The following is a 21004-nucleotide window of genomic DNA, read 5'->3' on the forward strand; positions in this document are numbered from 1 at the left end:
GCCGGCTCATCAGCCGAACTCGAGCAGCGTGAACGTCGGCCGGACCGGATCGAGCAACGGCACCCGTTGCGCCGTCCACAGCAGCGCGTTGAGCAGTCGGCCGCGCGCGTGTTCGGCCGGCACGTCGTGCACGGCGCGCACCCCCGGGACGGTGTTGACCAGGTCGGCGGCTTCGGCCACCGACAGCGTGAACGGCATCGGGGGCACCTTGTAGCGCCGTGAGGCCCGGAAGCCGCGGCGCACCAGCGGCGCGAACGCCGACGGCGGCAGGTCGAACATCATCTGCCCACCCGGGAAGCGCGCCGCGCACGCCTCGATCAGTGACATCGACTCCTCGGGTTGCAGGTACATCAGCAGCCCCTCGGCGGTGATGAAGACCCCCTCACCCGGGTCGACCTCGTCCATCCAGCGCAAGTCCAACGCGGACTGCGCGATCATCCGCACCCGGTCCGACGCGGGAAGCAGTTTGCAGCGCAGCTCGATGATCGGGGGGAGATCGACGGTGAGCCAGCGGAAGTCGTGGCCGAGGTCCGATCCCTGAGCGTCGAGCCGGTAGAAGCTGGTCTGCAGCCCTTCGGCCAGCGCCACCAACGTCGCCTGCGGATGGTCGAGCAGATACCGCCGGGCGCGCTTGTCGAATGCCTTGGCGCGCAACGCCATATCCTGCCTGCGTACGTAGCCGAACTTGGCGAAGTCGAAATCGATGGAGTCCACCAGGTGAATGGCCATCGGGTCTTCGATCAGCGAGTCGGGCCTGCGCGCTTCGGTCGCGCGGACCAGCAGCGTCAGCAATGCCGTCTCGGAGACCCCGGTGACGTCGGCGACGTGTTTGCCGGTGCGTGCCATCAATTCTCCTGTCCCGCCCCGCGCCCGGCGCGCAGGACCTTGTCGATGGTGCGCAGGTTGCGCGTGGTGGTCGAGGACTTGTACCGCTTCTTGCCCATCGTTTTGCCCATGGCGCTGGCGAGGGTGGCCGCTCGGGGCACCTGCCAGTACACGACCCCGTCGCCGGGCTGGATCTGTTCTTGCGGCCCGGGTCGGTCCGCGAGCGCGCACAGCTCGCTGTGCACGCCGGGGTCGCTGACGAACGTGACGTAGGAATGGTGCTCGGGCACCTCGCGCTCGAACGGAAACGCGGCCGAGACCGCGGCGACGGCGTCCAGGTCGTAGACGAGCACCCAGGCGTCGTAACCGAATTCGTCGCGTAACGCCCGCTCGGCATCCCGCCGCACCGCGTCGGCGCTGGCGCGGCTGCTCAGCAGCACGTTGCCGCTGGCCAGGATCGTCGTCACGTCGGTGAACCCGGCGTCGCGCAGGGTCGCAGCGACGGCGGCCATCTTCAAGCTCACCCCGTTGACGTTCACACCGCGTAAGAAGCCCGCGTAGCGCGTCATCACCCGCACTCCGGCGAAAATCGGTTCACCTGCTCGATGATCCCAGACCCGAAGAGGTCGTACGCTCGACGCATGACGCGTGACGCTTTCGACGACAAGCTGCTGGCGCTGATCGGCGGAAACTCGTTGGGCGTGCTGGCCACCCTCAAACGCGACGGTCGGCCGCAGCTGTCCAACGTGGTCTACCACTTCAATACGCGCACGTTGACGATCTCGGTGTCGATCACCGAGCCGCGGGCCAAGACCCGCAACCTGCGCCGCGATCCACGCGCGGCGATCCACGTCAGCTCCGACGACGGGTGGGCGTACGCGGTCGCCGAAGGCGACGCCGTGCTCAGCCCTACGGCGGTCCGCCCCGACGACGACACTGTCGACGGGCTCGTCGAGTTGTACCGCAACATCTCCGGTGAGCATCCGGACTGGGACGACTACCGGCGGGCCATGGTCGATGATCGCCGGGTGTTGATGCGGCTGCCCATCGCGCACGTGTACGGCATGCCGCCCGGGAAGCGCTGACCGAACGGCTACGCTGCCGTCATGGCATCGAATGAGCCCGCCGAGTCCGACGAGGACGACCAGAAGCGCAAGTTCCGGGAAGCGCTCGAGCGCAAGAATGCCAAGGCGGTCAAGGGTTCGTCCCATAAGGACGGCGGCGCCAACACGGCCAGGGGCTCCCACGGACCGGTGGAGAACCGACGCGAGTTCCGCCGCAAGAGCGGCTAAGGACTGTCGGCGGGTCTGCGGTTGCCGGCTCGGCATGCGCGGCCAGACGCATCGTTCATGACGTGACCACTCAGCGCGGAAACGCCGGATGCCGGCCTTTGTGCTGGAGAATGACCACCACAACTGGGCGTGGATGCGCGACGGGGAAGAAGTCCCAGGCCACCGCCGGCACGTCGCACGCCGACGGCGCTCGCAGGCAGTCACGGGCCCACGGTGCGGTGGAGAATCGCCGGGAGTTCAGGCGTTAAGAGCGGCTCGTATGTCAGCCGGTGGTGGACTCGCGAACGATCAGTTCGGTGGGCAGTGTCGTCGACAGTGTCGGTAGGCCGTGCAGGAGCGTCAGCAGCGTCTGAACTGCGCGAACGCCCATCTCGGCTAACGGACTTCGAATCGTGGTCAGAGGTGTCATCAGTTCGGCCGCCACCGGCACATCGTTGTACCCGGCGACGGCGACATCCGCGCCCGGACGTAGCTTCGCTGCCCGCAGGGCACCCATCACCCCGATGGCTGAAAAGTCGTTCACCGCAAAGATCGCTGTCGGTGGGCGTCGCCGGTCCAACAGTTCGAGAGTGCCACGATGTCCGTGCTCCGAATCGAAGCCGAGCTCCAGAATGTTGGACCGCGGCACCATTGTGCCGGCCTCGGCAAGCGCGTCGACGCAGCCGGCGACGCGATCGACACTCGTGCTCGCCCACGGGGGCCCCGCAATGATTCCGACGTCGGTGTGCCCGAGTGCTGCAAGGTGTTCGCCGATCTGCCTGCCGCCGCGATAATCGTCTCCGCAGACCGACAAGTGGCCTGGGCTACGCCGGGATACCAGGACGAATCGAACCTTTCGGCGCTGCAGTTCTGCGAGATTCGTCCCGTCGAGATGGGCATCGCCGAGGATCAGCCCATCGACGCGACGCCCGATCAACAGCTCGAATCGTCTCATCTGCTCGATGGGTTCATCGTGGGTGTTGGCAACGAAGGTCTCATACCCGGCGCGATTGGCTTCACTTTCGATCGCGTCGTAAACCAGAGACAGCACGATGTCGGTCAGATGTGGCACCAGCACGCCGATCGTCGTTGATCGGTTGGTGGTCAGGCTGGCGGCGTTCGGATTCGGCACATAGCGCAATTCCTTGGCCAGAGCTGCGATCCGCGCATCGGCGGCGCTGACCTCTGCTCCCGGCACGGCGGCGCGCCGCAGCGCACGCGAGACGGTGGATATGTGGACACCCGCGGCCTCGGCCACGGTGCGCAGGGTCACTGGCCCACTGGGCGTTTCTCGCTCAACCACCAGATCTCCTCCATCGCCGAGACCGGACACGATTCAATGCAACCGTTCGCGCAAAGGTAACGCAATACTGGCACGAACCCCGGCAACAGTCCTGCGTAGCGCGTTTGGCCGCAGTGTGGAATAGCAAAAGCCTCACCTATACGGTATTTGCTGAAAGACGGTAGTGACCTGCGTCTCAAAGGCCTCTACCTGCTCAGATGGCTAAATGTTACGACGATGTTACGCAAATTTACGAACTATTGTCGAATGCAAAAATTTGCCCTTAGCGCTTGACGAGAGCCCTGGCTGCTGCCAGTCTGTGTGCCAGTCGGTTGCGCAATCGCTTGCATAAGCGTTTGCACAATGCTGGAAAGGGGCCGAATGCATCTCGCAGCTGCGCGACAGATCGCCGTGGGCGGTGTACAGCTGGATGCCGCAACCGGCCATTGGGAGCGCAACCTGGTGCGGGTCGAACGAGAACTGCGGGCCGGTCGCCGCGGAGGCATGCGACTCGTGGTGCTGCCCGAGCTGTTCAGCAACGGATACGCCTTCGACGCCGAGTACGCCGAACCGCCGCTGGGGCCCACCGTGCGCCGACTTGTCGCGCTCGCCGCTGAACTCGACCTCGTGATCGCAACCGCGTTGTATGTGCGCACGGCATCTGGGGTCTTCACCGATCGGGCCTATGTAATCGGTCCGTCCGGGGTCTTGGGGGAAGCGGACAAGGGCTACCTCTGGGGGCCTGAAGTCGGGGCGTTGACCGCGAGTGAGCAGCCAGGAGTCGTGGTGCAGACGCCCGTCGGGACTGTCGGCGTCGCCATTTGCTACGAAGCGGGCTTTCCCGAGATGGTCCGTGACCTGGCGCTCCGGGGCGCTGAAATAATCGCCGTGCCAGCGGCTTTCGGACTGCCTCGCCTTCACGCGTGGGAACTGATGACCCGCTCGCGAGCACTGGAGAACGGGTGCTTCCTGGTTGCTGCCGGTCTCACCGGACGTGACAGTCGAGGCAACGAATTCGCCGGCCACAGCCGGATCGTCAGCCCCCGAGGCGAGGTGATGTCCGGCCTCGACCGGGAAGAGGGGATGGTGAACTCCGAGGTAGATCTCGCAGATATCGACAGGGCTCGCTCCGAAATCCCCTATCTGCACTCGCTTGCCGTGCGCGGTTCGGCCAAGAGCGCCGCGGCAGCACGGCTCGACCCAGCAGTACCGACGTCCGAAAAGCCAGAAATAGTACTGAACTAAGGATGCTTCAATGATCGACCTTGAAGGTGTAGACCTCGTATCGGCATTCCGTCGTGAACTCGAGCTGTGCAAGGTTCATGCCGGCGAGCACGTGGTGATCCTTTCCGAACCCAGCAGCAGGTCCGATTATGTGACCGCCACCTTCGCGGCGGCCAAGTCGCTGGGGGCGCACGTCATCTCGGCAGTGGTCCCGGGCGGTTCGGCGGCCCCCACCCCCTCGACCCATACCGGTTCGGGTCCCGGTCTGGTCTCCGTGCTGCAGGACACCGTCGCCCAGGAACTGCTGAAGAACGCCGACCTGGTGGTCGACCTCACCCGCGAGGGCTTCATCCACGCCCCCGCTCAGCAGTCCATCCTGGCCGCCGGCACGCGCATCATCTTCGTCTGCGACGCGCCGGAAGTCCTCATCCGCAACATGCCGACACCCGGCGACAAGGACCGTGCACTGGCGGCCGTCGCAGCGGCCGAGGCCGCCGCGACCATGGTGGTGACCTCGTCGCACGGCACCGACCTGACGGTCGACATGGCCAATGCGCACCCCGGGTTCCAGACCGGTTTCGCCGACGATCCGGGCCGTTGGGACCATTGGCCGTCGACGATGATGCTGTGCTGGCCTCAGGTCAGCGAGGGAACGATCGTGCTCGCGCCCGGCGACATCCTGCTTCCGTTCAAGGAGTACGTGCGCGACGCGGTCCGGTTGTCGGTGGTGGCCGGTCAGATCGAGAAGGTCAGCGGCGGTGGCGAAGCGGCGATGTTGGAGCAGTACTTCATCGATTCCGACGACAAGTGGGCGCGCTACCTCAGCCACATGGGCTGGGGGCTGATGCGGACCGCCGACTGGTTCGCCACCGCGATGTACTCCAAACACGAGATCATGGGCATGGACGCCCGCGCCTACGCGGGTAACTTCCTCTGGTCGACCGGCCCGCATCCCTACCTTGGGCGGGATTCCTACGCACACCTCGACATCGCCATGCGCGGCTGCACCATCGAACTCGACGGTGCACCAGTTGTCGTCAACGGATACCTGATCGACGACGAGCGGGCTCACTCATGACCAGGCCGGCGGTACTTCACTTCGTTTGGAAAGGTTCACTATGACAACGCAACTCGACACAGGCCGGCCCGACGAAGGACTCAATCACGCGGCGCAGGTCGACATCCAGAACGTGAGCCTGACGTTCGAGACCAAGCGGTCGGGGCGGGTGCAGGCGCTGGAGGACTTCAGCCTCACCATCGAGCCGGGCACGTTCTGTTGCATCGTCGGCCCCAGCGGATGCGGCAAGTCGACTCTGCTGAGGATCATCGACGGCTTGCAGAAGCCGGACTCGGGGCGAGTGCTACTCAACGGCAAGACGATCGAAAAGCCGACCCTGGACATCGGATTCGTGTTCCAGCGCTACAACCTGCTGCCGTGGCGCACGGTGCTGGCGAATGTCGAGTTCGGCCTGGAGAACCTGGGTGTGCCCAAGGAGAAACGCCGCGAGACGGCTACCCATTGGATGAAAGTCGTCGGCCTGGAGGGCTTCGAACAACACTATCCGGGGCAACTGTCCGGCGGTATGCAACAGCGGGTCGGTCTGATCCGGGCGCTGGCGATCGATCCCAAGATTCTGTTGATGGATGAGCCGTTCGGTGCGGTCGATGACCTCACGCGGATGAAGCTGCAGGAAGAACTGCTCAATCTGTGGGAGCGGGACAACAAGACCGTCGTCTTCGTCACCCATGACATCGAAGAGGCCCTCTACCTCGCCGACAAGGTGATCGTCATGAGCGCCCGCCCCGGACGGATCAGCGAGGTGTTCGATGTCGAGCTGCCCCGGCCTCGCAATCCGGAGATCCGGGCACTGCCGGAGTTCGCCAAGCTCAAGGGTGAGGTCCTGCGCTGTCTGCACCTGACCGGTTCTGCCGGAGAGGACCACCAGTGACGGTCACCGCGGTCGAGGAGGCTGCAGGCCCATCGGGCGCGCCGGGTACCCAGCGCAGGCGACCACCGATGTCGAAGAAGCGCAAGCACTTCTGGCTCCGCGTCGTGGCGTACGGCGGGATTCTCGGGGTGTGGCAGATCACGGCCATGATCCAGGGCCCATTCTTTCTGCCGACCATCCCCGAGGTGCTGGCCGCGATGCCAGAACTGGTCAGCGCGGGTTACGCCGCCACGCTGGCGATCAGCATCCAGCAGCTGATCATCGGATTCGCGCTGTCGCTGGCCATCGCCATCCCGTTGGGCGCCCTGATGGGAGCCTCGAAGGTCGTCGATGCAGCGCTCACCCCGTTCGTCAACGCGCTGTACGTGACCAGCAAGGAGTCGCTGCTGCCGCTGCTGATCATCATCTTCGGTGCACAGCTCGGCTACCTGGTCTCGGTGGTGGTCTTCTTCGCGGTGTTCTTCCCGATCATGAACACCGCGGCCGGGGTCCGGTACGTGGAGGGCTCGCTGTCGGAGATGGCGAACGCCTTCTGTACCAGCAAGTGGCGCATGTACACCCGGATCTACCTGCCGGCGGCCGCGCCGTTCGTGGTGGCCGGCATCCGCCTCGGTCTCGGCATGGCGATCAAGGGAATGGTGATCGCCGAGCTGTGGATCTCTATCGGAACAGGCCACCTGCTGCGGCAGTTCGGTGCGCTGCGTGAGCTCGATCTGTACTTCGCCCTAGCCATCCTGGTGATCGCCATCGCGTTGTTCGCAGACAAGATCCTCTATCTGATCGAGACCCGGCTGTTCCGTGGCACGACGAAGGCCGGAGGCCAGTGATGAACAAACTGGAATCGAAATACGGCCTGATGGCCGTCTCGGTGAGCGCGGTGCTGGCGGCACTGATCATCTGGCAGATCGCCGGAACATACGGCGGCCTCTTCTGGCTCCTGCCGCCGTCGGAGATATTGTCCGCCACCTGGTCGGAGACCATCAACGGCGCGCTGCCCGCCGCCGCCGCCCAGACGCTGCTGATCGCCCTGATCGGTGTCGTGGTCGGCTCGGTCCTCGGCGTGGCAGTCGGCGCGCTGATGGGCTACTACGACGCGTGGAACGCCGTGCTCGATCCGCTGGTGAAGATCGGCTTCGCGGCGCCGCTGGTGATGCTGGTCCCGGTGATCTCGATCTATTTCGGGATGGGCACCACGGCGAAGATCGCCTTCACCGTGCTGTTCTGCATCTTCATCGTGATCATCAACACCGCAGCGGGTTTGCGCGAGGTACCCGATGAGGTGATGGAGATGGCCCGGGCTTTCGAGGTCACGCCGCGCGCCATGATGGCGCGGATCCTGATCCCGTGGGCCGGGCCCTACATCCTGACCGGCATCCGAATGTCGGTGGGCCGCAGTATCCAGGGCGCGCTGATCGCCGATCTGTTCCTGCGAGCGGAGGGCCTGGGTCTCTACATGATCAAGGCGGGGAGCTCGTTCGAACTCGATCATCTGTACGCGGCCGTCCTGGTGCTGACGGTCCTGGGGGCGCTCGTCATGTCCATGGCGAAAGCCGGCGAGAACCGGCTGCTCGCATGGAAGACCGCCTGACGTAACGGGTCCGGCGACGTCGACGGACCCGGATCTGGACCAACCCTCTAACCCACACCCTCCCAACGATTAGGAGCCATCATGACCTCAGCAACCCGTACCTTCAATCCTCGTCCGTGGGCCATCGTGGCGGCCGCGTGCGTCGCGGCTTCCGCCGCCGCCTGTTCCAGCTCCAGCCCCCAGGAGCAGGCGGACGCCAGCGGAAAGCTGCGTTCGGTCCAGGTGGCGTGGAGCACCTCGGGCGATGCCTACGTGCCGCAGGCGCAGGGCCCCTGGCGGTTCGGCGAGCAGTTCGGTCTCGACCAGAAGAAGGACGACATCACCGAGCTGTCCTCTCATGCCACCGCGGTGCAGCTGCTGCTCTCGAACCGCGCGGAGGTCGTGACCGGATCCTTCACCGCGTTCGTCAAGACGATTCAGCAGGGGCACGATCTGCGGCTGTTCTGCCCCATCCAGGGTGCGCTGACCGACGAGGTGGTCGGCATCGGTGACGTCACCAGCATTGAACAGCTCACCGATCCGAATGTCGCTGTCGCCGTGGACAGCCCGGGTGGCCTGGTGGACCACGTGTTCAACCACGTGTTCGCGGCCCACGACATGGACATCGTGGTCGCCGACCTGCCCAACGTGCAGATCCTCGAGGACGGCGGCCTGCGGCTCGCGGCGCTGGCCTCCGGTGAGGCTCAGGCCGCGGTGCTCGACCCGTTCGAGATCGCTCAGCTCAAGGCGCAGCGCGACGATGTCAACACCCTCAGTGTCGTTGCCGAGGACATGAACTCGGTGGGCTTCGTCTACGCCGCCACCAAGGAATGGCTGGACAACAACCAGGATCGTGCGGCCGCATTCTGCGCCTCGGTACTCGAGGCCAACGAGGTGGCCCTGGAGGACTTCGAATCCTACACCGAGTGGTCCAACGAGGCGATGGATCCTGATCCCGCCAAGGACACCCTGGAGGTGAACTGGAACCGCGCCAACGAGTTCGCGGTGTGGCCCACCGACATCTCGACACTCTCGCCCGAGACGGTCAGGACCGACCTCGAGGTCGCCGTGCGCGCCGGACAGCTCGATCAGTCCGCGCTGGATCTGAGCTACGAGGACATCGTCGACATCAAACCCGCCGAGAAGGCTGTCGAACTGCTCAACGAGCAGCAGTGACACGCCTTGCCGGAAGAGAGGATCACCCATCTGATGATCGTTGACAGCCAATGGCATTGGCACCCGCCGGCGTTGATCGATCTGCACCTGGGGCGCGCCGACTACCCGCGCGCCTCGCGGACCGACGAGGGCTACTTGTACGAGGTCTCCGCAGACGAGATCTGGAAGTACGACGCGCGCCACACGGATCTGGACTTCCAGGTCGAGGTACTCGACAGCTCGGGTATCGACACCGCGGTGGTCAGTGCGTCGATCGCGGGTGACCTGAGCGACCGCGATCACGGCGAGGCTGCCGAGCTGTGCACCTTGCTCAACGAGGAGATGCACCGGGCGGAGGTGACATATCCCGACCGCTTCATCGGCCTTGCCCACCTTCCGTTCGGCGACGTGGACGCGGCCATGAAGGTCCTCGAGGACGCGACCGGCCGGTTGAAACTCAGCGGGATCATGGTCCCCGGCAACGTCGCCGGGGAAACCATTGCCACGGAACGTCTTTACCCGTTGTACGAGATGGTCGAGGATCTCGGGGTGCCGCTGCTGCTGCACCCCACCCGCGCCTTCCGGTCACCCAAGGCGCTCCCGTACCGGATGGAGGTCTCGCTCGGCTACATGTTCGACACCAGCTTCGCGACGATGGGATTGATCGTCGGTGGCGTCCTGGACCGGTTCCCGAACCTCAAGATCGTGCACCCGCACGCCGGCGGCACCTTGCCCTACCTGCACGGGCGCCTGGAGGTGTACCGGACCAAGGGGTGGTGGCCCGACATGAAGCGGTCCTTCCGGGAGTACCTGCAGACCCTCTACTACGACACGGTCTGCAATGAGCCCGAGACGTTGGAGCTGCTGATGAAGATCGTGCCGGCAGAACAGATCCTGTTCTCGACGGACTTCCCCTACTTCTCCTCCCGCAAGGCGCTGGAGTTCGTCCGGGCGAACGTGCCCGCCGAGCACCTGCCTGGCGTGCTCGGTGAGAACGCGCTCCGGCTTTTCGGCCGTATCACTCCACAGGCCTCATAGAAAGGTGGCAACTTCAATGGTCGATGACCGAATCGTCATCGTCGGCGGCGGAATCGCCGGACTCAGCCTCGCCCTGCACCTACATCAGCGGGGTATCGCGTGCCACGTGTACGAGGCGGCTCCCGCGTTCCGGCCACTCGGCGTGGGGATCTCGCTCCTGCCGCACGGCACCAAGGCCCTGGTCGAGCTCGGACTTCTGGACGAATTACGCAAGCGCGCAGTCATTTTCCAGGAATCCTGCTTCGTCACCGGCAAGGGGCAGTTCGTCTACACCGACCCCGCGGTCTCGGAGTACCCGCAGTTCCTGATCCATCGCGCCGATCTGCACGAAGTGCTCTACGACGCCGTGGTGCAGCGACTCGGCGCCGACGCCGTGACGCTGGGACACACCAGCACCGGAGTCGAGGAGGCCGCAGACGGCGCCGTCGTGCACTTCGTCGACTCGCAGACTCGGGAACCACTGCCCTCGCAATCGGGTCGTGCCGTGATCGCCTGCGACGGAATTCATTCCAGCATCCGTGCACAGTTCTATCCCGACGAGGGCGAACCCGTCTTCACCGGTGTGAACATGTGGCGGGGGACCACCATCCACCCGCCGATCGCATCGGGTGGTTCGCACCTGCGGATCGGCACGGTCGACCGCGGCAAGATGGTGATCTACCCGATCCGCAATCTGCCGGACGGCAATCAGTTGGTGAACTGGGTCGCGGAGATCCGCCAGGAGGAGTCCGGTCCGGTTGACTGGAGCGTCGCGGGACGGGTCGAGGATGTGCTGCCCACGTTCGCGGACTGGACGTTCGACTGGCTCGATGTGCCGGCGCTGATCAAGAATGCCGAGGCCATCCTCGAGTATCCGATGTCGGACCGGAACCCGGTCGACCGATGGACCTTCGGGCACGTCACTCTGGTCGGAGATGCCGCACACGCGATGATCCCGCGCGGATCCAATGGCGCGATGCAGGCGATTCTCGACACGGTCGTCCTCGCCGAGGCGATCGCCGAGGAGCCCTATGTGGCCCAGGCCCTCGTCCGGTACGAGCTGACCCGCCGGGACGTCGTCAATGCGCTGGTCCTGAAGAACCGCGTGACCCCGCCGGATCACCTTATCGAGGTGGTGGAGACGCGCACGGGTTACCAACGCTTCGAGCGGGTCGAAGACGTGATCACGACCGAAGAGATCCGGGCGATCCTGGACAGCTACAAATCCGCGGCGGGCTACAACAAGGCGACGCTTGCCCAGGCATCGAGGAGCGCTTGACCATGACCGTGCACCACATCGGCATGATCGTGCCGAGCTCGAACCTGACGATGGAGACGGAGCTGCCGCGCATGCTGCGGGCCCGGCACCAAATCGTCCCCGAGGACGATTTCGTCTTCCACACCAGTCGGATGCGCATGCAGCACGTGACGCCAGAGGGATTGCGTGCGATGAATGCCCAGACCGAGCGGGCTGCGCTGGAGATGGCAGACGCCCGCCCGGACGTCGTTAGCACGGCGTGCCTGGTCGCGATCATGGCGCAGGGCCCCGGTCACCACTGCGTCGCGGAGGATCAGATCACCGCGACGTTGCGCAGCGAGGGCTCCGACGCCCCGGTGATATCCAGCGCCGGAGCCCTTCTGGAGGGAATCGGGACGCTTGGCGCGCGCAGGGTGGCCATCCTCACGCCCTACCTCAAGCCGCTCACGAAGCTCGTCGTGGACTACATAGAGGACACCGGTGTCGAGGTGGTCAGCGCGCACAGCCTTGAGATATCGGACAACCTTGCAGTGGCGCGTCTGGATCCGATGGACCTGCGTGAGCATTACAAGAAGTTGGACCTGAGCAATGCCGATGCGCTGGTGCTGTCGGCCTGTGTCCAGATGCCGTCGCTGGCGGCGGTCCAGCCGGTGGAGGACGAGGCGGGACTGCCGGTGCTGACTGCAGCGATCGCGACGACATACTCGATGCTGAGCCGGCTGGGACTGCGAGCGGTGGTTCCCGACGCGGGCCGACTGCTCAGCGGTGCCTTCGACACCGAAGGTGTCGCACCATGACCGGCCGCTACGGTGCGGCGACCGACGACACCTACGACCAGGCCGGTTTCGGGGCCGCGGTGCGCCGCGGCCGGCGGCCGGCGATCCTCGTCGTCGACCTCAGCCGCGGCTTCACCGAGTCGCAGTTCCCGACCGGCGCCGATCTCACCGACGTCGTCACGAGCACCGCACAGCTAATCGGGTCCGGTCGAGCGGCAGGTGTGCCGGTGGTGTTCACCACGATCGCCTACACACCCGCCGAGATCAACGGATCGGCAGTGACGTGGCTGGCCAAGGCGACCGGCATGCGAAACCTTCGGGTCGGCAGTCCGGAAGCGGCGCTGGATCCCAGATTGCCGTTGCGCGAGGAGGATCAGCAGATCGTGAAGAAGGGGGCGTCCGCGTTCTTCGGCACCCCGCTGGCGTCCTTTCTGGTGGCCTTCGGCTGCGATACGGTGCTGATCTGCGGGGCCACCACCAGTGGCTGCGTCCGTGCGACCGCGGTCGACGCCGTTCAGACCGGCCTGTCGGTCCTCGTCGTCCGCGAATGCGTCGGCGATCGCGCCTCCGGTCCTCACGAGGCGAACCTGTTCGACATCCAGGAAAAGTACGGCGACGTCATCTCTTTGGATGAGGCGATCGGGTACCTGGGTGAGTTGCCGTCCGCGACCACGGTGAGTCCGTCGTGACGGGCGGCTCCGACAAGCGGTGCGTGCGCCAAGACGCATTGGCAGATCTGGCCGATGTCCCTGCGGTCAGCAGGTGGGTACGCTCGGCGGAGCTTCGTCTGCACGTGCTGGACTACGGCGGGGATCTTCCCCCGGTCCTGATCCTGCCGGGCATCACCAGCCCGGCGATCTGCATGGACTTCGTCGCGCGCCGGCTGACCGACCTGGTGCGGCCCATCGTCGTCGACATCAGGGGGCGTGGACTGTCCGACGACGGTGACGACTACGGTCTCGAGGCCTATGCCGAGGACACCGAGGCCCTCATCGGTGGACTCGGGCTGGATCACCCCGTGCTGCTGGGACATTCGATGGGTGCCCGGATAGCCGCGCTGACGGCTGCGCGGGCCAAGGTCCCGGTGCGGGGCACGGTGTTGGTCGATCCGCCGACGAGTGGGCCCGGTCGGGATCCCTATCCCACGACCCTGGAGATGTTCCTCGCTCAGCTGATCCAGGCGCGGAACGGGACGACCGCCGATGAGGTGGCGCAGTCGTGGCCGCGGTGGCCCCGGCGCGAACAGGAACTGCGGGCCAGGTGGCTGTCCAGTTGCGCCGAGGAGGCCGTCACCGCCAGCCATCGAGGCTTCGAAACCGAGGATTTCTTCGCGACATGGCCCGCGGTCCCGGCGCCCACCGTCTTCGTCTACGGCGCACAGAGTCCGGTGGTGCCCGCCCCGAGCGTGCGGGAGGCCGAGCAGGCCAACCGGCATGCCGAACTGGTCGAGGTGCCGTCCGCCGGGCACATGGTGTTCTGGGACAACCCCGATGCCGCCCTGGAATTGGTGCGGCGTGCGCTGTCTGCCATCCTCGCCTGACGGCATCGGCCGAACGCGAACCGGCGTTTCTCGGTCGCCTAGTGGGCGATGGCCTTCTCGGCGCCGATGCCGGTGAGCGAGCGGACCTCCATCTCGGCGGCCACCTTCGGGTCCTCGTCGTCGGGTGAAGTCAGCGTGCCGACGATGCCGAGGATGAACGCCAGCGGGATCGACACGATGCCGGGGTTGGCCAGCGGGAACCATGCGAAGTCCGCGCCGGGGATCATCGCCGTCTTCGAACCGGACACTGCCGGTGAGAAGACGATCAGCACGATGGTCGAGATCAGCCCGCCGTACATGCTCCACAGCGCGCCACGGGTGTTGAACCGCTTCCAGTACAGCGAATAGATGATCGTCGGCAGGTTTGCCGCTGCGGCGACCGCGAATGCGAGCGCCACCAGGAAGGCGATGTTCTGGCCGTTGGCCAGGATGCCGAGGCCGATCGCGAGTGCGCCGAGCACGACCGCGGTGATCCGCGAGACCCGCACCTGCTCGGCCTCGGTCACCTTGTGAGACTTCAACACCGACGCGTAGATGTCGTGGGCGAATGACGCCGACGCGGTGATGGTCAAGCCCGCCACGACCGCAAGGATCGTCGCGAACGCGACCGCAGAGATGATGCCGAGCAGGATCACCCCGCCGAGCTCGAAGGCCAGCAGCGGAGCCGCCGAGTTGACCCCGCCCGCGGCGCCGAGGATGCGGTCGGGGCCGACCAGCGCGGCAGCGCCATAGCCCAGCACGAGGGTGAACAGGTAGAACGCACCGATCAGGGCGATCGCCCACACCACCGAACGACGCGCTTCCTTGGCGGTCGGCACCGTGTAGAAGCGCATCAGCACGTGGGGCAGACCCGCGGTGCCCAGCACCAGCGCGAGCGCCAGCGAGATGAAATTGATCTGCGAGGTCAGCGAGCCGCCGTACTGCGCACCCGGAGCGAGCACGTCGCGGTCGGCCACGCCGGTAGTGGTCGATCCGCTGATGGCCGACTGAGCCGAACCCAGAATCTCGGAGAAGTTGAGCCCGAACTTCGCGAGCACCATCACCGTCATCAGGCCCGCTCCGGCGATCAGCAGCACCGCCTTGATGATCTGCACCCAGGTGGTGCCCTTCATGCCGCCCACCAGCACGTAGACGATCATCAGCACGCCGACCACGGCGATGACGAGCGATTGCCCGGCGCGACTGTTGATGTCGAGCAACAACGCCACCAGGCCGCCGGCGCCGGCCATCTGGGCCAGCAGGTAGAACAGCGACACCGTCAGCGTGTTCGTCGCCGCGGCCAGCCGGACCGGCCGTTGCTTGAGCCGGAAGCTCAGCACGTCGGCCATCGTGAATTTGCCTGTGTTGCGCAATAATTCGGCCACGAGGAGCAGTGCGACCAGCCACGCCACCAGGAAGCCGATCGAGTAGAGGAAACCGTCGTAGCCGTACACCGCGATCGCGCCTGCGATGCCGAGGAAGCTGGCCGCCGACAGGTAGTCGCCGGCGATCGCGATGCCGTTCTGCGGTCCGGAGAAGCCGCGCCCGCCGGTGAAGAACTCGTCTGCGGTGGCGTTGCGCTTGCTCGCGCGGATCACCACGACCATCGTGACGACGACGAAGAGGCTGAAGATGCCGATGTTGGCCAGCGGGTTGCCCACGGTCTCGGTCTGGGCCAGCAGGGTGGTCATTTGAGCTCACTCTCCAGTTGGGTGCGGATCGCCTCGGCGCGCGGGTCGAGTTCGCGGTTGGCGAACCGCACATACAGGCCGGTGATCAGGAACGTCGACAAGAACTGCCCCAGGCCGATGAGCAGGCCGACGTTGATGTCGCCCCACACTTTGGTGGCCATGAAATCGTGGGCGAAGGCACCCAGGATGACGTAGATCGCGTACCAAATGAGGAAAATTGCCGTCATCGGGAAGACGAAGCGGCGCAAGCGGCTTCGTAGCTCCTGAAACTCAGGGCTGGCCTGGACTTCTAGATAGCGTTCGCCGCTGATGGCTTCCGGGCGAATCGGAAGGTCTGTCTCGGACACCTTGATCTCACGCTCCTGACTGGTGTGAACCGGTTCTCGGGTGAACGTAGTTGAGATGTGGGTCACATACCCAGAGTCGATCGCGGTGACACGGCGAGGCAGGGGGAGGTTGCGGTGAGCGGTCGATCAGCAACGACGAACGGCGACGCTCATCCGGCTTTCTGGTCTTCGCGCAAGCGCTCATCCGTGCTTTCTGGTCTTCGCGCAAGCGCTCATCCGCGAGGCACTCGCTCGATTCCCATGCCCAGGTGCTCCGGCACATGCATTCGCGCGAAGGTCTGCGCCACGCCTGCCGGCGCCGTCGCGCGGGTGAGACGGCTGACCACGAGCATCGTCGCGAACGCCAGCGGCACGCTGATCGCCGCGGGGTAGCCGATCAGCACCGCCGGCCAGCCGCCCAGCCAGTCCTCGTCGACGCCGCCGGCCACCGCGACGGTCACCGCGCCGCCAGATAGCAGGCCGCCCAACGCCAGCCCCGACATCGCGCCCGCAGCGGTCAGCCCGCGCCACCAGATGCCCAGCACCAGCAGCGGGCACAACGTCGAGGCCGCCACCGCGAACGCGAGCCCGACGCTGCGGGACAACTCCAGTTCGCCGGAAGCCGCCAAAGCCAACGGGATCGGGATCACCCCGCCGATCACCGCCGCCACCCGGAAGTCACGCACCCGGCCCGGGAGCACGTCGGTGGCCAGCGCCCCGGCGAAGCTGACCAGAAGACCCGACGACGTGGCCAAAAACGCCGCGATCGCACCGGCCGCCACCAGCGCGGCCAGCAGCTGTCCTGCCGCCCCGGCGATCGCCGACCCCGGCGCCAGCAGCACCGCCGCATCGGCGGTGCCGGTGATCAGCAGCTGCGGGACATACAGCCGGGAGAAGACACCGAGCAGGGTCGGGAACACATAGAACAGCGACAGCAGCGCAATCACAGCCAGCGCTGTACGCCGCGCGGCGCGGCCGTCGGGGTTGGTGTAGAAGCGCACCAGCACATGCGGCAGGCCCATGGTGCCCAAGAACGTCGCCACCATGATCGAGAGCACCTGGTAGAGCGGATGGTGCCCGCCGAGCCCGCCACCCGAAGCGATCCACTCCGCGCCCGAGCCCGGCGTGCCTGCGACCACAGGGGTGGCCGCTCCGGCGGACAGCGTCAACGTGCTGCCCGCGCCGAGGGTGTGCTCGCCGGCCGGGCCGATCGGCGCATCGTCGACCTGTCGGCCGTCCACGGTTCCGGTCACCGAGATCCCGCTGGGGTCGGCGACCTGGACCACGACGTCGGTCTCGATCGACACCGTGGTGTCCTGTTGCACGGTCGGCGGAAGCGGGCCGCCGAGTTCTCCGCCGCGGTCGGTGAGGAACAGCCCGGCCAAAGCCAGTGCGGGGATGGCCACCGCGGTGAGTTTGAGCCAGTACTGGAACGCCTGCACGAACGTGATCGAGCGCATCCCGCCGGCGACGACGTTGGTGATGACGATGGCGCCGACGGCCAGCGGGCCGAGCCAGACCGGCGTGCCGAGAAGGGTTTTCAGCGCCAGGCCGGCACCCTGATACTGCGGGACCAGGTAGAAGACGCAGATCACGACGACCACCAGCATGGCCATCTTGCGCAGTCTCACCGACCCGAGCCGGAACTCGGCGAAATCGGGGACGGTGTAGGCGCCGGATCTGCGTAGCGGCGCCGCGACGAAGAGCAGCAGCCCCAGGTAGCCGGCGGTGAATCCGACCGGGTACCAGAGTGCGTCGGCGCCGTACTTGGCGATCAGCCCGGCAACACCGAGAAACGATGCCGCCGAGAGGTATTCGCCCGAGATGGCAGCGGCGTTCCACTGCGAACCGACGGTGCGGGACGCGACCAGGAAGTCGGATGTGGTGCGTGAGAAACGGACTCCGTACGCGCCGATCGCGACGGTGGCCACGGCGGCGAGTAGTAGGGCCGCGGCGGTCAGCGGGGAGCCGGTCATGGTTCGGAGTCGACGACGCCGACGAAGTCCCGCTCGGCCTGTTCGGCCAGCCGCACGTAGAACCACCCGATTCCGTACAGCAGCGGGTAAACAAGAACGGCCAGCACGAGCCAGTTCAACCGGACACCGAAGACGGTGATGCCGCCGAGTTCCGGGAAGAGCGCGTTCAACAGCGGGATGGCGCCGATCAACGCGATCACCACGGCCGCCAGCCGCAACGCCAGGCCCAGCTGGGCGCGCATGAGTCCACGCACCAGCGCGTCGCCGACCTGCGTCTGCTCCTGCACCTCGACGCGGGTCCGCACCATCCGCGCGCCGCGCCGGTGCGCCAGTACCACCCGCTCACGTTGGGGTCGTTCACTACTGGTCATCAGCGCTCCCCGGACGCAGGCTGCGCATCGGGTTGCGCACCAGGCGGTCGCGGAGTTCGCGGGCCTGACGGCGGCTCACCGGAAGTTCGACCGCCGGGGACGCCCCGTTGGCCCGCAACCGCACCAGCACCGCGCCGTCGGCGGTACGCAGACCGGTGACGAGTCGCAGCGCCACCAGATAGGAGCGGTGCACCCGCTGGAATCCATGGTCACGCCAACGGGTTTCCAGTGTGCTGAGCGGGATTCGCACGAGATGCGAGCCCGACGCCGAATGCAGCCGGGCGTAGTCGCCCTCGGCTTCGACCCAGCCGATGCTGTCGCGGGGCACCAGATGGGTGACGCCCCCCAACTCGGCCGGGACGACACCCGAATCCGGTTCCTCACTGCCGGTTTCGTCGCGGGACGCCGCTGCGGGGGATCCCGCGGCGGCTGCGCGGCGGACCGCCTCGTCGAGTCGGTCTTCGCGGATAGGCTTGAGTAAGTAGTCGACGGCGCCGACGTCGAACGCAGCCACAGCCTTGTCGTCGTGTGCGGTGACGAACACGATCGACGGCCGCTGGGCGTAGTTGGCCAGCACCCCGGCCAGTTCGATCCCGGACAGCCCGGGCATGTTGATGTCGAGGAACACCGCGTCGATCGCGCGCTGGTTCAGTTCGCGCAGCGCCGAGGTGGCGTCGCCGGCGCGGTGCACCTCAGCGACGCACGGATGCTTGCCCAGGAGATAGGCGAGCTCGTCGAGGGCGGGCGCCTCGTCGTCGACGGCGAGCACAGTGAGCGGTCTGGTCACGTCCTACTCATTTCGACCCACCCCGAACCCACCTCCACTGGCCCGTACGCCGGACCGGAACTTGGGCACCCGCATGACGACCTTGGTGCCCGCGCCGATCGCGGTTTCGACCACCAGACCGTAATCGTTGCCGAACGCGGCGCGCAGGCGATGGTCGACATTGGTCAGGCCGACATGCGCGCCCGAACCTTCGGAGGCCGCGGCGCCGTCGGACAGCGCATCGCTCGGCCCCGCGCGCAACGCGTCCGGGTCCATGCCGACGCCGTCGTCCTCGACGGTGATGACGCAGTCGGAACCTTCGTCGCGAGCGACGAGTTCGATCGACCCGCTGCCGCGGCCGGCGAAGCCGTGCCGCACCGCATTCTCCACCAGCGGCTGCAACGCAAGGAAGGGCACCACGACGTTGAGCACCTCGGGAGCGACCTGCAACGTGACCTTGAGCGCGGAACCGAACCGCGCCCGCTCCAGGGTCAGGTACCGATCGATGTTGCGCAATTCCTCAGCGAGAGTGGTGAATTGGCCGGCGGCGCGAAAGGAGTAACGAGTGAAGTCGGCGAACTCCAGGATAAGCTCCCTGGCCCGGTCGGGGTCGGTGCGCACGAACGACGCGATCGTGTTCAGCGCGTTGTAGATGAAGTGCGGACTTATCTGCGCGCGCAACGCCAGCACCTCGGCGCGGTCCAGCCGCGCCCGGGAGGCGTCGAGCTCGGCGAGCTCAACCTGACTGGCCGCATAACGCGCCACCTCGCCCACCGCGCCGAGCATTCCGGGGCCGGGGGAGCGCGTCGTGACGACCACCAGCACCCCGAGCAGGTCACCGGATTCGGCGAGCAGGGGTTGGGCCACCACAGCGACCGTCCGGGCGTGCGTCATCACGCGCCGCCCGCCCGAGATGGACTGCCGTGCAGCGCCGACGCATGCGTCCCGCACGGCGTCGTCCCACATCTGGTCGTCGGACGCGTCCTCGGCGAGAAGCTCGCCCGCACCGTCGAACAATGCCAGGCCGTCGGTGCCGGTGAGTCCGCGCAGAAACGGTGCGGCGGTGGCCGCGGAATCAGTGTCGAGGCCGCGGCGCAGCGCGCGCGCCGCGAGCGAGGCCGTGTGCAGCGCGGTATGCACGGCGCGTTCGGTGGGGGTGGCAACCACCCGTCGAGTCCGTACGGCGAGCATCACCGCGGCGACGGCCAGCAGCACCAGCACGGCCGTCAGGGCGATCGCGAGCTCGCCGGACATCTGTTTGTGCTCCTCGCTTGCGGGTGGCCCAACCTTAGACCGGTCTTCTCGCAGCCGGGAGCGTGATCCGGAACCCGAGGTGGCCTCAGAGGGTTCGCTGCTCCGCCGCGCGACGCCGAATCTCCTTGACGGAGGCCCAATTCACCGCCGGACGTGGCAGTCCGCGCTTGTCGAGGTACGTCCGTGCGGACCTGTGGATGCTGCGCAGGAACGACAGCATGTGCGATGCGGACTGCGTAGTGAAGGTCCGGCTGACGAACACCCAGCCGTCGCCGCGCCGCTCGAGCCGGCCTTTGACCTGCGCGGACTCGAGCTTCCAGAGCTTGTCGTCGTGAAAGTGGCACACCAGATTGGCCGGGCCTTCCACGGCATTGAGTTCCGGTGGCAGCGTTGCGGGCAGTTCGCCGGTAGCGGCGTCGTAGGCGCCGGTGCTGACGCGGACACTGACGGGGTAGCCCTGGGCGTCGAGCGCGGTCAACACCGCCTCCGGAAACCTGCTCAGCCGCTTTGCTGCGTCAGTCCACACGGCGCACCTCGGCGAGATCGAGTTCGTCAGGAGCGGCCGTGAAGTCGCGCGTCGGCCAGTACAGCGCGCGTCGTGGCGTCACGTAGATCAGGATGCGCATGTAGTACGACCACCACAGCCGTCGCCCTAATGGGAGTCGACCAGCGAGTCTTCACCCGATAGCGATCTGTTGAGGGGACGCTGGTCACCGAGCCGCTGGCCGGTGAGCACTGTGCACGCCCTGAGGCGCTTTTCGACTTCTAGGGCTAGAT

Annotated in this window: 23 protein-coding genes; 13 read left to right on the forward strand and 10 right to left on the reverse strand. The window is 66.4% G+C overall.

Annotation, left to right across the window (positions count from 1 at the left end; translation table 11 throughout):
- Window positions 1-9 precede the first annotated feature (9 nt).
- On the reverse strand, window positions 10-846 hold the full coding sequence (locus ACTWP6_RS20655; protein ID WP_443188655.1) for a class I SAM-dependent methyltransferase: 837 nt from the start codon (window positions 844-846) through the stop codon (window positions 10-12).
- Entirely contained in the window at window positions 846-1394 is a 549-nt protein-coding gene (locus tag ACTWP6_RS20660) for a DUF1697 domain-containing protein (RefSeq protein WP_260754805.1), read from the reverse strand. Before ACTWP6_RS20660 ends, ACTWP6_RS20655 begins: the two co-directional genes overlap by 1 nt.
- A gap of 72 nt (window positions 1395-1466) precedes the next feature.
- Here ACTWP6_RS20660 and ACTWP6_RS20665 point away from each other — a divergent pair, with 72 nt between their 5' ends.
- Window positions 1467-1910, forward strand: a complete 444-nt coding sequence (locus ACTWP6_RS20665) for a PPOX class F420-dependent oxidoreductase (protein ID WP_260754804.1) — start codon at window positions 1467-1469, stop codon at window positions 1908-1910.
- A 21-nt stretch (window positions 1911-1931) separates the two neighbouring features.
- The gene (locus ACTWP6_RS20670; RefSeq protein ID WP_260754803.1) at window positions 1932-2117 is read left to right on the forward strand and encodes a DUF5302 domain-containing protein; all 186 of its coding nucleotides are present in this window, start codon (window positions 1932-1934) and stop codon (window positions 2115-2117) included.
- Between the two features lie 262 nt (window positions 2118-2379).
- Here the strand turns inward: ACTWP6_RS20670 and ACTWP6_RS20675 are convergent, their stop codons facing one another.
- A complete protein-coding gene (locus tag ACTWP6_RS20675; protein WP_443188656.1) occupies window positions 2380-3429 on the reverse strand; it encodes a LacI family DNA-binding transcriptional regulator in 1050 nt (349 codons plus the stop codon).
- 330 nt (window positions 3430-3759) lie between these two features.
- On the opposite strand from ACTWP6_RS20675, the gene ACTWP6_RS20680 reads away from it, so the two are divergent.
- The 11 genes from ACTWP6_RS20680 (at window position 3760) to ACTWP6_RS20730 (ending at window position 13864) form a co-directional block, all read left to right on the forward strand.
- A complete protein-coding gene (locus tag ACTWP6_RS20680) occupies window positions 3760-4623 on the forward strand; it encodes a carbon-nitrogen hydrolase family protein (RefSeq protein ID WP_260754801.1) in 864 nt (287 codons plus the stop codon).
- Between the two features lie 10 nt (window positions 4624-4633).
- Complete coding sequence (locus ACTWP6_RS20685) at window positions 4634-5680, forward strand: hypothetical protein (protein WP_260754800.1); 1047 nt, start codon at window positions 4634-4636, stop codon at window positions 5678-5680.
- Window positions 5681-5720: 40 nt separating this feature from the next.
- Complete coding sequence (locus tag ACTWP6_RS20690) at window positions 5721-6551, forward strand: ABC transporter ATP-binding protein (protein ID WP_260754799.1); 831 nt, start codon at window positions 5721-5723, stop codon at window positions 6549-6551.
- Window positions 6548-7378, forward strand: a complete 831-nt coding sequence (locus ACTWP6_RS20695) for an ABC transporter permease (RefSeq protein WP_260754798.1) — start codon at window positions 6548-6550, stop codon at window positions 7376-7378. The genes ACTWP6_RS20690 and ACTWP6_RS20695 overlap by 4 nt, the downstream gene beginning before the upstream one ends.
- Window positions 7378-8139, forward strand: coding sequence for an ABC transporter permease (locus ACTWP6_RS20700; protein WP_260754797.1), 762 nt, complete (start codon window positions 7378-7380; stop codon window positions 8137-8139). The genes ACTWP6_RS20695 and ACTWP6_RS20700 overlap by 1 nt, the downstream gene beginning before the upstream one ends.
- An 81-nt stretch (window positions 8140-8220) precedes the next feature.
- Entirely contained in the window at window positions 8221-9294 is a 1074-nt protein-coding gene (locus ACTWP6_RS20705) for an ABC transporter substrate-binding protein (RefSeq protein ID WP_260754796.1), read from the forward strand.
- A gap of 33 nt (window positions 9295-9327) precedes the next feature.
- Entirely contained in the window at window positions 9328-10311 is a 984-nt protein-coding gene (locus tag ACTWP6_RS20710; protein ID WP_260754795.1) for an amidohydrolase family protein, read from the forward strand.
- Between the two features lie 16 nt (window positions 10312-10327).
- A complete protein-coding gene (locus ACTWP6_RS20715) occupies window positions 10328-11569 on the forward strand; it encodes a flavin-dependent oxidoreductase (RefSeq protein WP_260754794.1) in 1242 nt (413 codons plus the stop codon).
- A gap of 2 nt (window positions 11570-11571) precedes the next feature.
- Entirely contained in the window at window positions 11572-12345 is a 774-nt protein-coding gene (locus ACTWP6_RS20720) for a maleate cis-trans isomerase family protein (RefSeq protein ID WP_313901334.1), read from the forward strand.
- The gene (locus tag ACTWP6_RS20725; protein WP_260754793.1) at window positions 12342-13013 is read left to right on the forward strand and encodes an isochorismatase family protein; all 672 of its coding nucleotides are present in this window, start codon (window positions 12342-12344) and stop codon (window positions 13011-13013) included. The genes ACTWP6_RS20720 and ACTWP6_RS20725 overlap by 4 nt, the downstream gene beginning before the upstream one ends.
- On the forward strand, window positions 13010-13864 hold the full coding sequence (locus tag ACTWP6_RS20730; RefSeq protein WP_260754792.1) for an alpha/beta fold hydrolase: 855 nt from the start codon (window positions 13010-13012) through the stop codon (window positions 13862-13864). The genes ACTWP6_RS20725 and ACTWP6_RS20730 overlap by 4 nt, the downstream gene beginning before the upstream one ends.
- 38 nt (window positions 13865-13902) lie before the next feature.
- On the opposite strand, the gene ACTWP6_RS20735 is transcribed toward ACTWP6_RS20730, so the two are convergent.
- The 7 genes from ACTWP6_RS20735 to ACTWP6_RS20765 all read right to left on the reverse strand — a co-directional run bounded on the left by ACTWP6_RS20735 (window position 13903) and on the right by ACTWP6_RS20765 (window position 20753).
- Window positions 13903-15534, reverse strand: a complete 1632-nt coding sequence (locus ACTWP6_RS20735; protein ID WP_260754791.1) for a solute symporter family protein — start codon at window positions 15532-15534, stop codon at window positions 13903-13905.
- A complete protein-coding gene (locus ACTWP6_RS20740; protein ID WP_260758242.1) occupies window positions 15531-15881 on the reverse strand; it encodes a DUF485 domain-containing protein in 351 nt (116 codons plus the stop codon). The genes ACTWP6_RS20735 and ACTWP6_RS20740 overlap by 4 nt, the downstream gene beginning before the upstream one ends.
- 212 nt (window positions 15882-16093) lie before the next feature.
- Entirely contained in the window at window positions 16094-17836 is a 1743-nt protein-coding gene (locus tag ACTWP6_RS20745; protein WP_260754790.1) for a sodium/solute symporter, read from the reverse strand.
- Window positions 17833-18207, reverse strand: coding sequence for a hypothetical protein (locus tag ACTWP6_RS20750; RefSeq protein WP_260754789.1), 375 nt, complete (start codon window positions 18205-18207; stop codon window positions 17833-17835). Before ACTWP6_RS20750 ends, ACTWP6_RS20745 begins: the two co-directional genes overlap by 4 nt.
- Window positions 18197-18994, reverse strand: a complete 798-nt coding sequence (locus tag ACTWP6_RS20755; protein WP_260754788.1) for a LytR/AlgR family response regulator transcription factor — start codon at window positions 18992-18994, stop codon at window positions 18197-18199. Before ACTWP6_RS20755 ends, ACTWP6_RS20750 begins: the two co-directional genes overlap by 11 nt.
- 3 nt (window positions 18995-18997) lie before the next feature.
- Complete coding sequence (locus tag ACTWP6_RS20760) at window positions 18998-20227, reverse strand: sensor histidine kinase (protein ID WP_260754787.1); 1230 nt, start codon at window positions 20225-20227, stop codon at window positions 18998-19000.
- An 85-nt stretch (window positions 20228-20312) separates the two neighbouring features.
- Window positions 20313-20753 (reverse strand): hypothetical protein, encoded by a 441-nt coding sequence (locus ACTWP6_RS20765; RefSeq protein ID WP_260754785.1) that lies wholly within the window; start codon window positions 20751-20753, stop codon window positions 20313-20315.
- Between the last annotated feature and the right edge of the window lie 251 nt (window positions 20754-21004).

This window comes from Mycobacterium sp. 4D054 (assembly GCF_052245755.1).
Classification (GTDB): domain Bacteria; phylum Actinomycetota; class Actinomycetes; order Mycobacteriales; family Mycobacteriaceae; genus Mycobacterium.